Annotated in this window: 14 protein-coding genes; 7 read left to right on the plus strand and 7 right to left on the minus strand. The window is 69.9% G+C overall.

The window, feature by feature from the left end; translation table 11 throughout:
* Positions 1-11: 11 nt before the first annotated feature.
* The 4 genes from rhaS to BLV72_RS30920 all read left to right on the plus strand — a co-directional run bounded on the left by rhaS (position 12) and on the right by BLV72_RS30920 (position 3917).
* Positions 12-1091, plus strand: a complete 1080-nt coding sequence (gene rhaS, locus BLV72_RS30905) for a rhamnose ABC transporter substrate-binding protein (protein ID WP_093466366.1) — start codon at positions 12-14, stop codon at positions 1089-1091.
* Between the two features lie 13 nt (positions 1092-1104).
* A complete protein-coding gene (locus tag BLV72_RS30910; protein WP_093466368.1) occupies positions 1105-1425 on the plus strand; it encodes an L-rhamnose mutarotase in 321 nt (106 codons plus the stop codon).
* Positions 1426-1728: 303 nt separating this feature from the next.
* Positions 1729-2751 (plus strand): LacI family DNA-binding transcriptional regulator, encoded by a 1023-nt coding sequence (locus tag BLV72_RS30915; RefSeq protein ID WP_093466369.1) that lies wholly within the window; start codon positions 1729-1731, stop codon positions 2749-2751.
* Positions 2752-2894: 143 nt separating this feature from the next.
* Positions 2895-3917, plus strand: coding sequence for a LacI family DNA-binding transcriptional regulator (locus BLV72_RS30920; protein WP_093466371.1), 1023 nt, complete (start codon positions 2895-2897; stop codon positions 3915-3917).
* A gap of 40 nt (positions 3918-3957) precedes the next feature.
* Here the strand turns inward: BLV72_RS30920 and BLV72_RS30925 are convergent, their stop codons facing one another.
* Entirely contained in the window at positions 3958-4893 is a 936-nt protein-coding gene (locus tag BLV72_RS30925; RefSeq protein WP_093466372.1) for an SDR family oxidoreductase, read from the minus strand.
* 95 nt (positions 4894-4988) lie between these two features.
* Positions 4989-5621, minus strand: coding sequence for an NADPH-dependent F420 reductase (locus tag BLV72_RS30930; RefSeq protein ID WP_093466374.1), 633 nt, complete (start codon positions 5619-5621; stop codon positions 4989-4991).
* 193 nt (positions 5622-5814) lie between these two features.
* Between BLV72_RS30930 and BLV72_RS30935 the strand changes: the two genes are divergently transcribed.
* Positions 5815-6726: a LysR family transcriptional regulator gene (locus tag BLV72_RS30935; protein ID WP_093466375.1), complete on the plus strand. Its 912-nt coding sequence runs from the start codon at positions 5815-5817 to the stop codon at positions 6724-6726.
* Between the two features lie 143 nt (positions 6727-6869).
* Here BLV72_RS30935 and BLV72_RS30940 read toward each other — a convergent pair whose 3' ends face one another.
* Positions 6870-7229 carry a universal stress protein gene (locus BLV72_RS30940; RefSeq protein ID WP_093466377.1) on the minus strand — a complete coding sequence of 120 codons (360 nt, stop codon included), beginning with the start codon at positions 7227-7229 and terminating at the stop codon, positions 6870-6872.
* Complete coding sequence (locus tag BLV72_RS30945) at positions 7226-8698, minus strand: sugar porter family MFS transporter (protein ID WP_093466378.1); 1473 nt, start codon at positions 8696-8698, stop codon at positions 7226-7228. Before BLV72_RS30945 ends, BLV72_RS30940 begins: the two co-directional genes overlap by 4 nt.
* Before the next feature lie 265 nt (positions 8699-8963).
* On the opposite strand from BLV72_RS30945, the gene BLV72_RS30950 reads away from it, so the two are divergent.
* Positions 8964-9998, plus strand: a complete 1035-nt coding sequence (locus BLV72_RS30950; protein ID WP_244321095.1) for a LacI family DNA-binding transcriptional regulator — start codon at positions 8964-8966, stop codon at positions 9996-9998.
* Here BLV72_RS30950 and BLV72_RS30955 read toward each other — a convergent pair.
* On the minus strand, positions 9969-11075 hold the full coding sequence (locus BLV72_RS30955) for an NAD(P)-binding domain-containing protein (protein ID WP_093466380.1): 1107 nt from the start codon (positions 11073-11075) through the stop codon (positions 9969-9971). The genes BLV72_RS30950 and BLV72_RS30955 overlap by 30 nt on opposite strands.
* A 121-nt stretch (positions 11076-11196) precedes the next feature.
* On the opposite strand from BLV72_RS30955, the gene BLV72_RS30960 reads away from it, so the two are divergent.
* Positions 11197-11829 carry a class I SAM-dependent methyltransferase gene (locus BLV72_RS30960; protein WP_093466381.1) on the plus strand — a complete coding sequence of 211 codons (633 nt, stop codon included), beginning with the start codon at positions 11197-11199 and terminating at the stop codon, positions 11827-11829.
* 19 nt (positions 11830-11848) lie between these two features.
* On the opposite strand, the gene BLV72_RS30965 is transcribed toward BLV72_RS30960, so the two are convergent.
* Both BLV72_RS30965 and BLV72_RS30970 read right to left on the minus strand, forming a co-directional pair.
* Positions 11849-12973 carry an alpha/beta fold hydrolase gene (locus BLV72_RS30965; RefSeq protein WP_093466383.1) on the minus strand — a complete coding sequence of 375 codons (1125 nt, stop codon included), beginning with the start codon at positions 12971-12973 and terminating at the stop codon, positions 11849-11851.
* A 95-nt stretch (positions 12974-13068) separates the two neighbouring features.
* A complete protein-coding gene (locus BLV72_RS30970; RefSeq protein ID WP_093466384.1) occupies positions 13069-13926 on the minus strand; it encodes an ABC transporter permease in 858 nt (285 codons plus the stop codon).
* Positions 13927-13928 lie beyond the last annotated feature (2 nt).

Genomic DNA, 13928 nt, shown 5'->3' on the forward strand with positions numbered 1-13928 from the left:
AAGGTCTCCCCATGAAGAGCTCTCCCGCGCGCCGCCGCGCCGCCGCCACCGCCGCCGCGGTCTGTGCCCTGGCCGTGGCCCTGGCCGGCTGTGGCGGCACCACCAAGAAGGACAACGACAACAGCGGCCCCGCCAAGACCGACGCCAAGGCCGACCCCGGGGCACCGCTGAAGAAGGGCCTCAAGCTGGCCTTCCTGCCCAAGCAGATCAACAACCCGTACGAGAAGCTCATCGACCAGGCGGGGATCACGGCCGCCGGGGAGTTCGGCGGCAAGGGCAAGGAGGTCGGCCCGTCCGACGCCAGCGCCTCCTCCCAGGTGTCGTACATCAACACCCTGGTCCAGCAGCGCCAGGATGCCATCCTGATCGCCGCCAACGACCCCAACGCGGTCTGCGGCCCGCTCAAGCAGGCCATGAAGAAGGACATCAAGGTGGTGGCGTACGACTCCGACACCGCCCCGGCCTGCCGTCAGCTCTTCATCAACCAGGCCGGCTCCGAGGAGATCGGCCGCAGCCAGGTCCAGCACCTCGCCAAACAGCTCGACTACAAGGGCGAGATCGCGATCCTGTCCGCCACCCAGAACGCCACCAACCAGAACACCTGGATCCGCTTCATGAAGGACGAGCTGAGCAAGCCCGCCTACAAGGACATGAAGCTGGTCAAGACCGTGTACGGGGACGACGACGACCAGAAGTCCTTCCAGGAGACCCAGGGCCTGCTCAAGGCGTATCCCAAGCTCAAGGGCATCATCGCGCCCACCACGGTCGGCATCGCGGCGGCCGCCCGCTACATCAGCGGCTCCTCGTACGAGGGCAAGGTCGTGCTGAACGGACTCGGCACGCCCAACCAGATGCGCAAGTACGTCAAGGACGGCACCGTCGAGCAGTTCTCGCTCTGGGACCCCAAGAAGCTCGGCTACCTCGGTTCGTACGCCGCGGCAGCGCTCGCCTCCGGGCAGATCACCGGCGCCGAGGGGGAGAAGTTCAAGGCCGGGAAGCTGGGCGAGTACACGGTCGGCAAGAACGGCGAGATCATCCTTGGCCCGCCCACCGTCTTCGACAAGGCCAACATCGACAAGTTCGACTTCTGAGGGCGGTTCGGCGATGCGGCGGGTGTGTTTTCTGCTGAAGGTCCGCCAGGACCGGATCGAGGAGTACCGCGAGCGGCACGAGGCCGTCTGGCCCGAGATGCGGGCGGCGCTCGCGGAGACCGGCTGGCACAACTACTCGCTCTTCCTGCGCGAGGACGGGCTGTTGGTGGGCTATCTGGAGACCGAGGACTTCGAGGCCGCCCGGGCCGCGATGGCCGCCACCGAGGTCAACGCCCGCTGGCAGGCCGAAATGGCGCCCTTCTTCGAAGCGCTCGACGGCGCGCGGCCGGACGAGGCGATGAAGCCGCTGACGGAGGTCTTCCACCTCGAGTAGGTCCCGGTCCGGGACCCCGTTCCTGCCGGACCGACGGGCGGGCCCCGGCCTCCGGCCTGGCCGGCCCCGGGGGCCGGGGTGCCCCCGGAATGCACGGGGTCCAAGGGCAAGCCGCCTATCGATGCTGTGGGAAGGGGCGGGGCGGGAACAGAAGCCCGCGCCGCCGCCCACAAGCGCACCAGGAAAGGAACGGACATGAGACCACTGGCCATCGCCGTCCTGTCGTTCATGTACGAGCGGAGGTCCAGCGGCACCACACGCCCCGCGCTCCGCGTCATCGACTTCACGCTCCCCGCCTGACGGATGGCATCCGGGGTGGGCATCAAAGAGGTGGCGCACGAGGCCGGGGTCTCGGTCGGCACGGTCTCCAACGTCATCAACCGCCCGGAGTCGGTGTCCGAGGAGACCCGGGCCAGGGTGCTGTCCACGATCGAGCGCCTGGGCTACGTACGCCAGGAGTCCGCGCGCCAGTTGCGGGCCGGCCACAGCCGCATCATCGCGTTGCTGGTGCTGGACATGGCGAACCCGTTCTTCGTGGATGTCGCGCGGGGCGCCGAGCGCGCGGCGCGGGAGGCGGGGCTTGGGGTGATGGTGTGCAACAGCGCGCAGAGCCCCGAGGAGGAGGCCGACTACCTCGGGCTCTTCGCCGAACAGCGGGTGCGCGGGGTGCTGATGACCCCGGCCGATATGACCGGGCGCAACCTCGCCTCCTTCCGGCGGCAGCCCATCCCGTTCGTCCTCGTCGACCGGGTGCTGCCCAGCGCCGAGGGATGTTCGGTGTCGGTCGACGATGTCACCGGCGGCGAACTCGCCGTCCGCCACCTGCTGGGCCTCGGCCATCGCACCCTCGCCTATGTGAGCGGGCCGATGCGGCTGGCCCAGTGCCGCGACCGCCGCGAGGGCGCGCTGCGCGCCCTGCGCGAGCAGGGGCTCGGCGAGTCCGCGCTGCGCCATGTCGAGGTGGAGCGGCTGGACGTGACGTCCGGGCGGGACGCGGGGGCCCGGCTGCTGGGCATGTCACCGCGTCCGACGGCGGTGTTCTGCGCCAATGACCTGCTGGCGCTGGGGGTGCTGCAATCGCTGTACGGGGCGGGGGTGTCGGTGCCGGGGGAGGTGGCGCTGGTGGGGTACGACGACATCGAGTTCGCGGCGGCGGCCGCGGTGCCGCTGACGTCGGTGCGCCAGCCGGCGTTCCGGATGGGGCGGATGGCGGCCGAGCTGCTGATCGAGGAGACGGGGGAGCGGGCAGCGGACCACCGCCACCAGCGGATCGTCCTCCAGCCCGAACTCGTCGTGCGCGGGTCGAGCCTGGTCCGCTCCCGCTGAAACCGGTCCCGCGGTGGCCCGGAGCGGTGCCGAGCGATGTGGGACCGCGGCCCGGTCCTGCCCGACCGGTCGAACAGAGCACTACCATGTTCCCGCGACCGCGGTGGGTCGCGGGAAGACGGAGGCTCCGGGTCGTGGGACGCATGGTGGGGATCAAGGACGTCGCGCGGCAGGCGGGAGTGTCCGTCGGCACCGTCTCGAACGTGATCAACCGGCCCGAGATGGTCGCCGAGGCCACGCGCGACCGGGTGCAGGGCGTGATCGAGCGCTTGGGCTACGTACGCCAGGAGTCCGCGCGTCAACTGCGCGCGGGGCGCAGCCGCATCATCGCGTTGCTGGTGCTGGACATGGCGAACCCGTTCTTCGTGGACGTGGCGAGCGGTGCGGAGCGTGCGGCGCGGGAGGCGGGGCTGGGGGTGATGGTGTGCAACAGCGCACAGAGCCCCGAGGAGGAGGCCGACTACCTCGGACTCTTCGCCGAGCACCGGGTGCGCGGGGTGCTGGTCACCCCGGCCGATGTCACCGGGGCCAACCTGGAGAGCTTCCGGCGCCACGACATCCCGTTCGTCTTCGTGGACCGCGAGGTGCCCAGCGCCGACGGCTGCTCGGTGTCGGTCGACGACATCGAGGGCGGGGCGCTCGCCGGCCGCCACCTCATCGCCCAGGGACACCGCTCCGTGGTCTACGTCAGCGGTCCGATGCTGCTCCCGCAGTGCCAGGACCGGCGCGCCGGGCTGCTCAGCGCGTTCGCGGAGGAGGGGCTGGCGGCGGAGACGATGGTGCACATCGAGGCCGAGCGGCTGGACGTGGCCTCGGGCCGGGACGCGGGCGCGCGGCTGCTGGGCATCTCACCACGTCCGACGGCGGTGTTCTGCGCCAACGACCTGCTGGCGCTCGGAGTGCTGCAGGCCCTCTTCGCGGCCGGGGTGTCGGTGCCGGGGGAGGTGGCGCTGGTGGGGTACGACGACATCGAGTTCGCGGCGGCGGCCGCGGTGCCGCTGACGTCGGTGCGCCAGCCGGCCTTCCGGATGGGGCGGACGGCGGCCGAGCTGCTCATCGAGGAGACCGGCGACGAGGCCGCCACCCACCAGCACCGGCGGATCGTGCTCCAGCCGGAGCTGGTGGTGCGGGACTCGACGTTCACGTCCAGACCGGGCGCTGGCTGACCCAGACGATGACGGCCACGCCACCCACACGGAACTGCCGTCAGATGGCGGAGAAGTAATGGCCGTTGTCCAAATCGGCGAGCAGGTTGGGCTGAGCCGGTTCCCAGCCGAGGGTCCGGCGGGTGATGAGGTTGGACGCCGGGTAGTTCTGCGTGACTATGTGCGCGAGGAACCCAAAGTATCCCGGCACCATCAGTACGTCCGCGGGAACGCTCACGGCCGGCAGGCCCAGACGGCTGCCAATGGCCTCGGCGACCTCGCGGAACGGGATGCCCCCGTCCTCTACCGCGTGCCAATATGTGCCGGCCGGCCCCTTCTCCAGCGCCAAGCGGAACAAGGAGGCGAGATCGCGGACGTGTACGGCGTTCCACAGGTTCGCGCCGTCTCCGGGGTAGCCGACGAAACCCTTCTCCTTCGCGAGCGCGATCAGCGTGGGGAGGAAGCCGGCACGGTCGGTCGTGCTGTGCGCGATGTTGGCAATCCGCACGACCGAAGACCGCACTCCCCGCTCGGCGAGGCCGACTACAGCGGTTTCCACGACGTTACGAACCCGCAGGGTGCCCCTGTACTCATCGCCGCCGGGAAGGGCCGGGTCCTCCTCGGTGGCCGGCCGGCCCAGGTTCCCGGGCGAGCCTATGCTCCCCGCTGCGACCAGCGGCTTTCCGGTTCCCGCGAGTGCCTCGCCGTACGCGAGCATGATCGGGAGCTCCGCGGCGGCGACGGCGTCGATCCCGCCGGACGGAAGCAGATCCTGCCTGTGCGCGACGTGGATGACGCCGTCGGAGTCCGCGGCCGCCTCCTTGAGCCCGTCGAGATCCTCGAGGTCGCCGCGACGCACCTTCGCGCCGAGTGCGGACACCGCCGCCGCGGCCGTGTCCGACCGGGCCAGGCCGGTGACCTCGTGCCCGGCGGCGATGAGCTCGGGGATGATGTACGAACCGGAATGGCCGGTCCCGCCAGTGACGAAAATGCGCATGCTACTTCCTTGTAAGGGTAAATGGAGGGGCTGTTCTTCTCGTGCCGTAGATCGACTGGCATGATGTGGTGCGAGAAGTGGTGGTGCGGGTGTGCTCAGCTGAGAATGCTGACGCTGAGGAAGAAATTGGTGTGCTTGACGGAGTGGGCGACGAGGCCCAGCTGCAAAAGGGCGACGTTCTCCAGTGCCCGCGCCATTGGCAGCTGCCCGGTGTCCATCGGACGCAGTCCCAGGCTCTCGATAAACGCTGACACGCGTGCCTTTGCCTGCTCGTCGTCGCCGGCGATGAACACGTCCAGTAGGCGACCCTCGACTGGGCCGGCCGCCAGAACATGGGAGAACAGGGTGTTGAACGCCTTGACGACATGCGCGCCGGCGGGGGCGGCCTTGGTGATTTCCTGCGCGCCGGAACTGCCGTCGGGGGTGACAAAGCCCTTGAAATCGGAGGAGACGGGGTTGGTGATGTCGATGATGACCTTGCCGTGTAGTGCGTCCCCGTACTCGCTCACCACTGCTGCCGCGCTGGCGTACGGCACCGCGAGGATAACGATGTCCCCGGCCGGGGCGGCGCCGGCCGTCCCGACAGTGGCGCCGCCGAGCGCGGCGGCCAATTCCTTGGCCTTGGCTGAGTCGCGGCCGATAATCTCGACGGCGTTGCCGCCGGCGAGTGCCCGGTTGGCCAGGGCGCCGGCCATGTTCCCCAGGCCGATAATGCTGATACTGCTCATTGGTGAGCCTGCTTTCTGATTGTTAATTCTGGTTTTGTGTCCTGCTGTCAAGTCCCGATGTCGAATTCTTGTGCCGAATTCGCTCCGGCCCCATTGGGTGCCTAATTAAGAATGACATTGGCCTGAGTGGAGTGTCCAAGACCTCTTTCAGCCGTGGTGATACCCTGAAGGCATCGCCGGACGGGAAGGTTCCATGGATCTGGACCTGCGCAAGTTGCGCTACTTCGTCGCCGTCGCCGGCACGTTGCACTTCGGCCGCGCCGCCGATGAGCTGCACATCGCGCAGCCGGTGCTCAGTCGGCAGATCCGCGCGCTGGAACAGGATCTCGGCACCCCGCTGCTGACAAGGGATAGCCACGGCGTGGTGCTGACCGACGCCGGCAGGCAGTTGCTGACCGACGCCGGCCCGCTGCTGGCCTCCGCGCACGCGGTCCGCCGCCGGGTGACCGTGGCCGCGCGGGGCAGCCGGCGGATAACGGTCGGCTTCCGGGCGGGCATCGCGGTTGCCCCAGCGGTACAGCTGTTCGCCGCCCAGCACCCAGACGTTCTGGTGGACGTGCAGCGGATCGAATGGGACGACCAGGCCGCGATGCTGCTCGACGGCCGCATCGACGTCGGCTATGTGCGGCTGCCCATAGACGAGGCCGGCCTATGCGTCGCCCCGCTGTACACCGAGCCGCGGGTGGCGGTGCTGCCCGTCGGCCACCGGTTGGCCGGCCGGGAGCAGATCACCGAGGCCGACCTGGCCGGCGAGCCGCTGGTCTGGCATATGGACACGAGCACGCAGCCCACCAGGCGGCCGCACCCCAACGCCGGGTATCTGGTGCGCGGGGTGGACGAGACGCTCGAGCATGTCGCGGCCGGCCGGGGCATCTCGTTCCTGGCCCGTTCGGCGACGGTGTTCTACTCACATCCGGACATCAGTTACGTGCCCGTCCCGGATCTGGCGTCCGACCAGGTGTGCCTCGCGGTGGCGGCATCGCACACCTCGCCGGTGGTCGACGACTTCTTCTCCGCGGCTCAGGCGGCGGCCGAGATCACGGCAGAATGTGGGAACTATGAAATGTGGCAGCTTGGAGGCGGTGCCGTTTCAAAGCACGATTGAGCGGCTCGGCTGACAACGGCAGCGCCAACAGAGGGTGCGCGGTGGTGCACGACTCAAACGGAGCTACACCCATCGGGAAGGGCCCCGGCACCGGGCCGGGGTCCTTTCTGACGCCGGGGCCCTTCCCGACGCACGGGCCCCGGTCAGGCCGGGGGCTTGACCGCGACGACGGGGATGGGGCTCTCCAGCAGCAGCCGCTGGCTCACACTGCCCAGCAGTGCCTTGCCCACCGGCGAGCGTCGGCGGAGGCCGATGACCAGCCGGTCGAGATCGGGCCGGGTCTCGATCTCGTCCAGAACGGCGGCGACCGGGTCGCGGTCACCGGGGCCGCTGCGCTCGACGATCGTGATCTTCAGGTCCCCGGGCAGGCCGGAGCGGTCCAGCACGGACAGGCGCAGGTTGACCAGCACCAGATCGGTGCCCAGCAGACGGGCCTCGGCGATTCCCGCGGTCAGCGCGTGGTCTCCCTCGCGGCCCTCGGCGATGGCGGTCAGGACGGTCACGGTGTGGAGCCCTCCTCTCGGACTGGGGCGGGTGCGGAGTAGCGGGTGCGGAAGTCGTCCTCCAACTCCTCCAGTGAGCGGCCCTTGGTCTCGGGCACACAGGTCGCGATGAAGAGGAGCGCCAGCACACCGAAGGCGGCGAAGGCGAAGAAGGTGTTCGAGATCCCCATGGCCTTCACGATGGGCGGGAAGCCGAGGGCGACCAGGGCGTTCGCCATCCAGAGCACGAAGATGCTGATGCCGATGGCCAGGCTGCGGATCTTCAACGGGAACATCTCGGAGAGGATGAGCCAGACCAGCGGACCGATGGTGGCCTGCATGGAGAAGACGAAGAGCACGACGAAGACGAGAATGAACCACGCCTTCGCGGTGCCCTCGGGCATCAGCAGCGCGGAGAGCCCGACGAGCAGGTGGAACGTCGTGGTCAGGGCGAACCCGCCGAGCAGCATGGTGCGCCGCTTGAGCCTGTTGATGACCGACACGCCCACCGCGATGCCGATGACGCTGAAGGCGCCGTTGAGGGTGTTCGCGATGATGGCGGAGTCGCCCGAGAACCCGGCGTCGCCGAGCAGTTGCGTGCCGTAGTACATGACGGAGTTGATGCCGGTGAACTGCTGGCAGAAGCCGAGCCCCGCCCCGATCAGGATGAGCACCCGCACCCATCGCACCCCGAGATCCACCCTGCCCGCGGTCTTGGCGACCCGCTCCTCCTCGGCGAGGCGGTGGACCTCCGCCATCTCGGCGCGGGCCCGCTCGGGGGTCCGGACCTGGGACAGGACCGCGAGTGCCTCGTCCTCACGGCCCTGGGCGACCAGCCAGCGCGGGCTCTCCGGCAGCCGCAGCATGCCGATGAACAGCCCGATCGCCGGAAGGAGGGCGACGAGCAGCATCAGCCGCCAGATGCCATCGGTCTCGCCCCAGAGGTTGAAGATGACCGCGTTGATGACGAACGCGGCGAACTGGCCGGTCACGATCATCACTTCGTTGCGGGTGACGATGGAGCCGCGGCGCTCGACCGGGGCGATTTCGGCCAGGTAGACCGGTACCGTCGCGGAGGCCCCGCCCACGGCGAGGCCGAGGATGAAGCGGAAGAGGGCGAGCACCTGCCAGCTCGGCGACAGTACGCAGCCCAGGGTGCCGAGCATGAACACCAAGGACAGCAGCAGGATGTTGTGGCGGCGGCCGTGCCGGTCGGACAGCATTCCGCCGATCATGGCGCCGAAGGCGGCGCCGAAGATGAGGTTGCTGACGACGATTCCCTCGGTGAGGGCGGTCAGGCCGAGGTCGTCGGTGAGGGGATCGAGGGCACCGTTGACGACGCCGGTGTCATAGCCGAAGAGCAGTCCGCCGAAGGTCACGATGACGGCGACCAGGCCGAGCCGTCGTGAATGCGGGCCTTTGGTGTCCAGCGGTAGTTCGGGTTCTTGGGGTGCGATGCCCGAGTGCTCGGGGCCGAGTCGGGTGTTCATCGTCGTTGGCTCCTCGTGGAGGCAGCGGAAGGTGTGGTGGCGCCCCGACACGTGCGGTTGTTTCCCGATGTCGGGTGAGCGGCCGCCCAGCCAGCCACGATCGTGCGGCTGCGGAGAGACTTTGTCCTTTTGTCAGTACAACTAGTACGTACAAGTGCCACGTACTATGAGGGCGGTGTGCGATGCATGTCAAGACATGAAGCGCGAGGAGGCAGGGATGGGGGATCCAGGGAGCACCGGCCCCTCGGACGGGCGGGGAGCCCCGATGGGGCGCCCCAAGCGCCCGACCATGTCCGATGTCGCCGCGCGTGTCGGTGTCTCGCAGGCCCTGGTGTCACTGGTGTTCCGCAACCAGCCCGGCGCGAGCGCCGATACGCGCCGACGGGTGTTCCAGGCGGCCGAGGAACTGGGCTACCGTCCCGACACCGCCGCCCAGCTTCTGCGCCGCACGCGGAGCCGCCAGTTGGGCGTGTTGTTCACCATGCGCCAGCCGCATGACGTGGGCATCGTCGAGGCCCTGTACCCCGCCGCCCGGAAGCACGGCTACACCCTCGTGCTCAACGCCATGGTCGAAACCCGCGACGAGCGTCAGGCGATGGACGAGCTGCTCGGACTGCGCTGTGAAGCCATCATCACCATCGGTACGACGTTCGAGCGGCACCACCCGGCCGCACACGTCGGCGGGCCCTCCATCGTGGAGATCAACCCGCGGACGCGAGCCGCCGGTACGGACGTCGTCCGTACCGCCGAGAGGAACGGGATACGCCAGGCCGTCGACCATCTCGTCGCCCAAGGACACCGCGCCATCGCGCATATCGACGGCGGCGCCATGCCCGCCGCCGAGGAGCGACGACGCGGATACCGCGCCGCCATGCGCCGCCACGGACTCGCCGACCACATCCAGATCCACCCCGGCGACTACACAGAGGAGTCCGGGGCCCGGGCCGCCCGCGACCTGCTCGCGCGGGCGGAGTTGCCCACGGCGGTCATCGCCGGGAACGACCGCTGCGCGCACGGTCTGCTCGGCATGTTCCTGCGCGCGGGCGTCCACGTGCCCGAGGACGTGTCCATCGTCGGCTACGACGACAGTCAACTCGCCCGGCTGTCCTTCATCGACCTCACCTCGGTGCGCCAGGACGCCGCCGAGGCGGCCGAAGTCGCCGTCCGGGCGGCCGTCGAGCGACTCGACGAGGGGCGCACCGCCGACCGGGACATCGTGCTCAACCCCACCCTCGTCGTCCGGGGGAGCACCGGCCCGGCCCGCACCCCGTCAACGCCCGACGGCGACCTTCTCCGGTGACCACTGGCTGTCGTCCGGGGCACCCAGCAGCTCCTGGATCTCCCGTACGGCCGCCCGGCCCGCCCGGTTGGCGCCGACCGTGCTGGCCGAGGGCCCGTAGCCGACCAGATGCACCCGCGGATCCCGAACGGCCCGGGTGCCCTCGACGGTGATCCCGCCGCCCGGCTCGCGCAGCCGCAGCGGGGCGAGATGGTCGATCGCGGCGCGGAAACCGGTGGCCCACAGGATCACGTCCGCGTCGACGTGACGCCCATCCGCCCAGGCCACCCCGGACGGGGTGATCCGCTCGAACATCGGCAGCCGCTCCAGCACGCCCTTCGCCCGGGCCCGCTCCATCGCCTCCGTCATGGGCAGGCCGGTCACCGACACCACGCTCTGCGGCGGAAGCCCCCGCCGGACCCGCTCCTCCACCAGTGCGACGGCGGCGCGCCCCTGGTCCTCGCCGAACGGCCCGGTGTGGAACACCGGCGGGCGGCGGGTGACCCAGGTCGTCTCCGCCGCCACTTCGGCGATCTCCAGCAGATGCTGCACCCCGGACGTACCGCCCCCGACGACGATCACCCGCTGCCCGGCGAACGCCCCGGGCCCCGGGTACCGCGCGGTGTGCAGCTGGCGGCCCCGGAAGGTCTCCTGCCCGGGGTAGCGCGGCCAGAAGGGCCGGTCCCAGGTCCCGGTCGCGTTGATCAGCGCGCGGGCGGACCACGTCCCGGCCGAGGTCTCCACCAGCAGTCGGCCGTCGTCCCCGTCCTCTACGGCGTCGACGTGCACCGGCCGGACGACCCGCAGATCGAAGGCACGCTCATAGCGGGCGAAGTACGCCGGGATCACCTCGGACGAGGGCCGCTCGGGATCCGCGTCGTCGCTGGTCAGCCGCATGCCGGGCAGGTCGTACATCCCGTGCACCTTGCCGTACGTCAGCGACGGCCACCGGAACTGCCACGCCCCGCCGGGCGCGGGCGCGTGGTCGAGCACCACGAAGCCGGTACCGGGCTCGTACCCGGCCCGCCTCAGGTGATAGGCCCCGGACAACCCCGCCTGTCCGGCACCGATGACCGCGACGTCCACGCTGTTGTTCATGTTTCTACTAACTCTGCCCGGGCGCGCTCTCTTCCCGTTTCGCCGGCCGACGCGAACGGCGCCGTACCGCGCCCGAAAACCGCTCGCGGAGCGCGTCCGCCCCGCACTACCGTGCTCCGCTGTGGACATCGACGATCCCAAGGACCTGGTCAGACGCGGGTACGACGCGCTCGCCCGCCACTACGAGGAGTCCTACGCCACCGAATCCAAGTACCGGCCCTGGCTCGACACCCTCCAGCAGCGCGTTCCGCCCGCCGCCGCCGTGCTGGACCTGGGGTGCGGCTGTGGCCTGCCGGTGGCCCGCGCGCTGGCCGCCGCGGGGCACCGGGTGACCGGTGTGGACATCAGCGAGGTGCAGATCCGCCGGGCGCGGGAACTGGTGCCGGAGGCCGAGTTCCGCCGGGCGGACGCCACGGCCGTGGAGTTCCCGGACGCCTCCTTCGACGCCGTGGTCTCCCTCTACGCCCTGATCCATATCCCGCTGGCCGAGCAGCCTCCCCTCCTCGCCAAGATCGCCACCTGGCTCCGTCCCGGCGGCTGGTTCCTGGGCACCACCGGACACAGCGCCTGGACCGGCACCGACGACAACTGGCTCGGCGGCGGCGCCACGATGTGGTGGAGCCACGCCGACGCCGCGACCTACCGGGACTGGCTCACCCAGGCCGGACTGAGCGTCCAGGGCGAGGAGTTCGTCCCCGAAGGCGACAGCGGCCACGCCCTGTTCTGGGCGCGGCGGCCGGTCGCGGGGGAGTGATGAGCGGCGGGGTCCCGGGTCAGCCGACGGGGCTGTCCGCGGCGGGCTTCTGCCAGGCGCAGCTGCCGAGCGTGGCGCGGCCCTTGGCGACCAGCGGGTCGGCAATCCGGGCCGGTGGCATGGAGCTGCGGCCCCGGTAGCAGATCACGGTGCGGTCCGTGTGCCCGGCGAGGTCGACGAGGATCTGGTCCCAGTGCCGGTACTGCACATCATGCCCCGAGTCGGCATAGCTGCGCACGGCCGGGTGGCCGGGCAGGTGCTGCTTCCAGGTGTCGATCGTGCCGGGCGGCACGGTCGTGTCCTTCTTCCCGCTGTAGAGGGTGACCGGGGCCGTCAGCTTCGACAGATCGGGGCCGGGCCGCCGGCAGTAGAGCTTCTGCTCATGCACCTGAGGTGCGGGGTCGGCCTTCTGGCCGCGCTGGTTGTAGGTGCGGGCGCCGTCCTCGAAGGCGGTGTCGGCGAAGCCGGGGATGCGCTTGGTCGGGCTGTCGTCCGGCAGCGCCCACCAGACGCGGGGATCGGCGATCTGCTTCTCCAGCGACTTGCCCAGTTCCTCGTCGGACATCGAGCAGTACGGAGGCTGGGCGCCGTACGGCGGCAGAGCGGCGGCCAGGTGCAGTGACTGGACCCGGTCCGGGGCCAGGGACGCCAGTTCGGCGGCGTACGGACCGCCGCCCGAGATGGCGATGACACTGACCTTGCGCACCCCGACGCGGTCCAGCACCTGAAGCGCGTCCTTCGCGAAGTCGGCCTTCCCCAGGCTCTTGTCGAACTCCGTGTCCCCGAAGCCGTTGCGCTCGACCGATATCAACCGCAGCCCGAGGGACTCCCGGGTGCTGCGCAGGAAGTCCGTCATATGGGCCACCCGCGCGCTGGTGCCCGTGCCGCCGATGTAGAGCACCGGCTTTCCGTCCCGGGGGCCGTCATCGATGTAGTGGGCGGTGCGCCCCGAGTCCAGTTTCATCCCCCGGACCTCGGGGCCGAGCGAGTCGAAGTCGTCCTGGATACGGACCCGATCGACATCGGTGGCATGCGGCTCACGTGGCGCCGTGGCCGTGGCGGTGGCGCTCACGGCCCCGGATCCGGTGAGCAGGACGGTGGCGACGGCGGTGGCGGCGATACCCGTGACGAGGGCTCTGGGCATATGTCTCTCCTGGCCGTAGGGGGAAGGCGGCGTTGATCAGGTGGAACGAACGCCACCTACCCCCTCCGATCCAGAAGACTCCGAACGGAGGGAAGCTAGTCGACCTTGGAGAAGCGCCGTGCCGCGGTGGCCAGGGCAACCAGCGCCAGTGCGCCGACGAACGCCATTTCCATCGCGATGGGCGGCTGCCAGCCCCACCAGCGCGGCCCGCCGCCGGTGCCGGCGTCGGACAGCGTGCGCCGCATCGCGTCGACGGCATAGGTCAGGGGGTTCGCCAACACCGCGCCGTTCAACCACCCGGGGAGCCCGCTGACGGGGAAGAGCGCTCCGGACAAGAAGAGGAGAGGCATCATCGAGATTCCGACGACGGCCTGGAAGGTTTCTATGCGTGTGATGCTCACGGCGGCCAGTGCCCCCAGCGCGGTGAGTGCGAGTGTGGTCACCAGCAATTCCATCAACACCGGTGCGAACAGAAGCGGGTCGTAGGTGACGCCGAGTACCCCGGCGATGCCGAGCACCAGCGCGCCGTATGCGGTGGCGGCGGTCGCGCCGCCCAGGCAGATACCGGCGATCAACGCGCCGCGGCGCACCGGGGCGACCAGCATCTCGCGGAGGAAACCGGCCCGGCGGTCCCATACGATCGACACTCCTGTGTTCACCGCGGGTGCCTGGACGACCATGAGGAGCATGCCGGGCAGGAAATAGGAGCGAAAGTCCGCGTCATTGCCCGCGGTGCGCATGGCGGAGTTCAGTCCGGTCCCCAGGACCATCAAGAACATCAGAGGCGTGAGCAGGCTCATGAGGAGGCCGACGGGGCTTCGGGAGAGCCGGATGAGTTCACGCTGCCACATGACCCGGACCGTGCGCAGATTCCGGACGTGGGTGTTGCCGCTCCAGGAGGCTGTGGGCAGGAGTGCCGTCGGCGTGGTCTCGGAGGCTTCGGTGGGGGCCACGG

Source organism: Streptomyces melanosporofaciens, from assembly GCF_900105695.1.
GTDB classification, from domain to species: Bacteria; Actinomycetota; Actinomycetes; order Streptomycetales; family Streptomycetaceae; genus Streptomyces; species Streptomyces antimycoticus.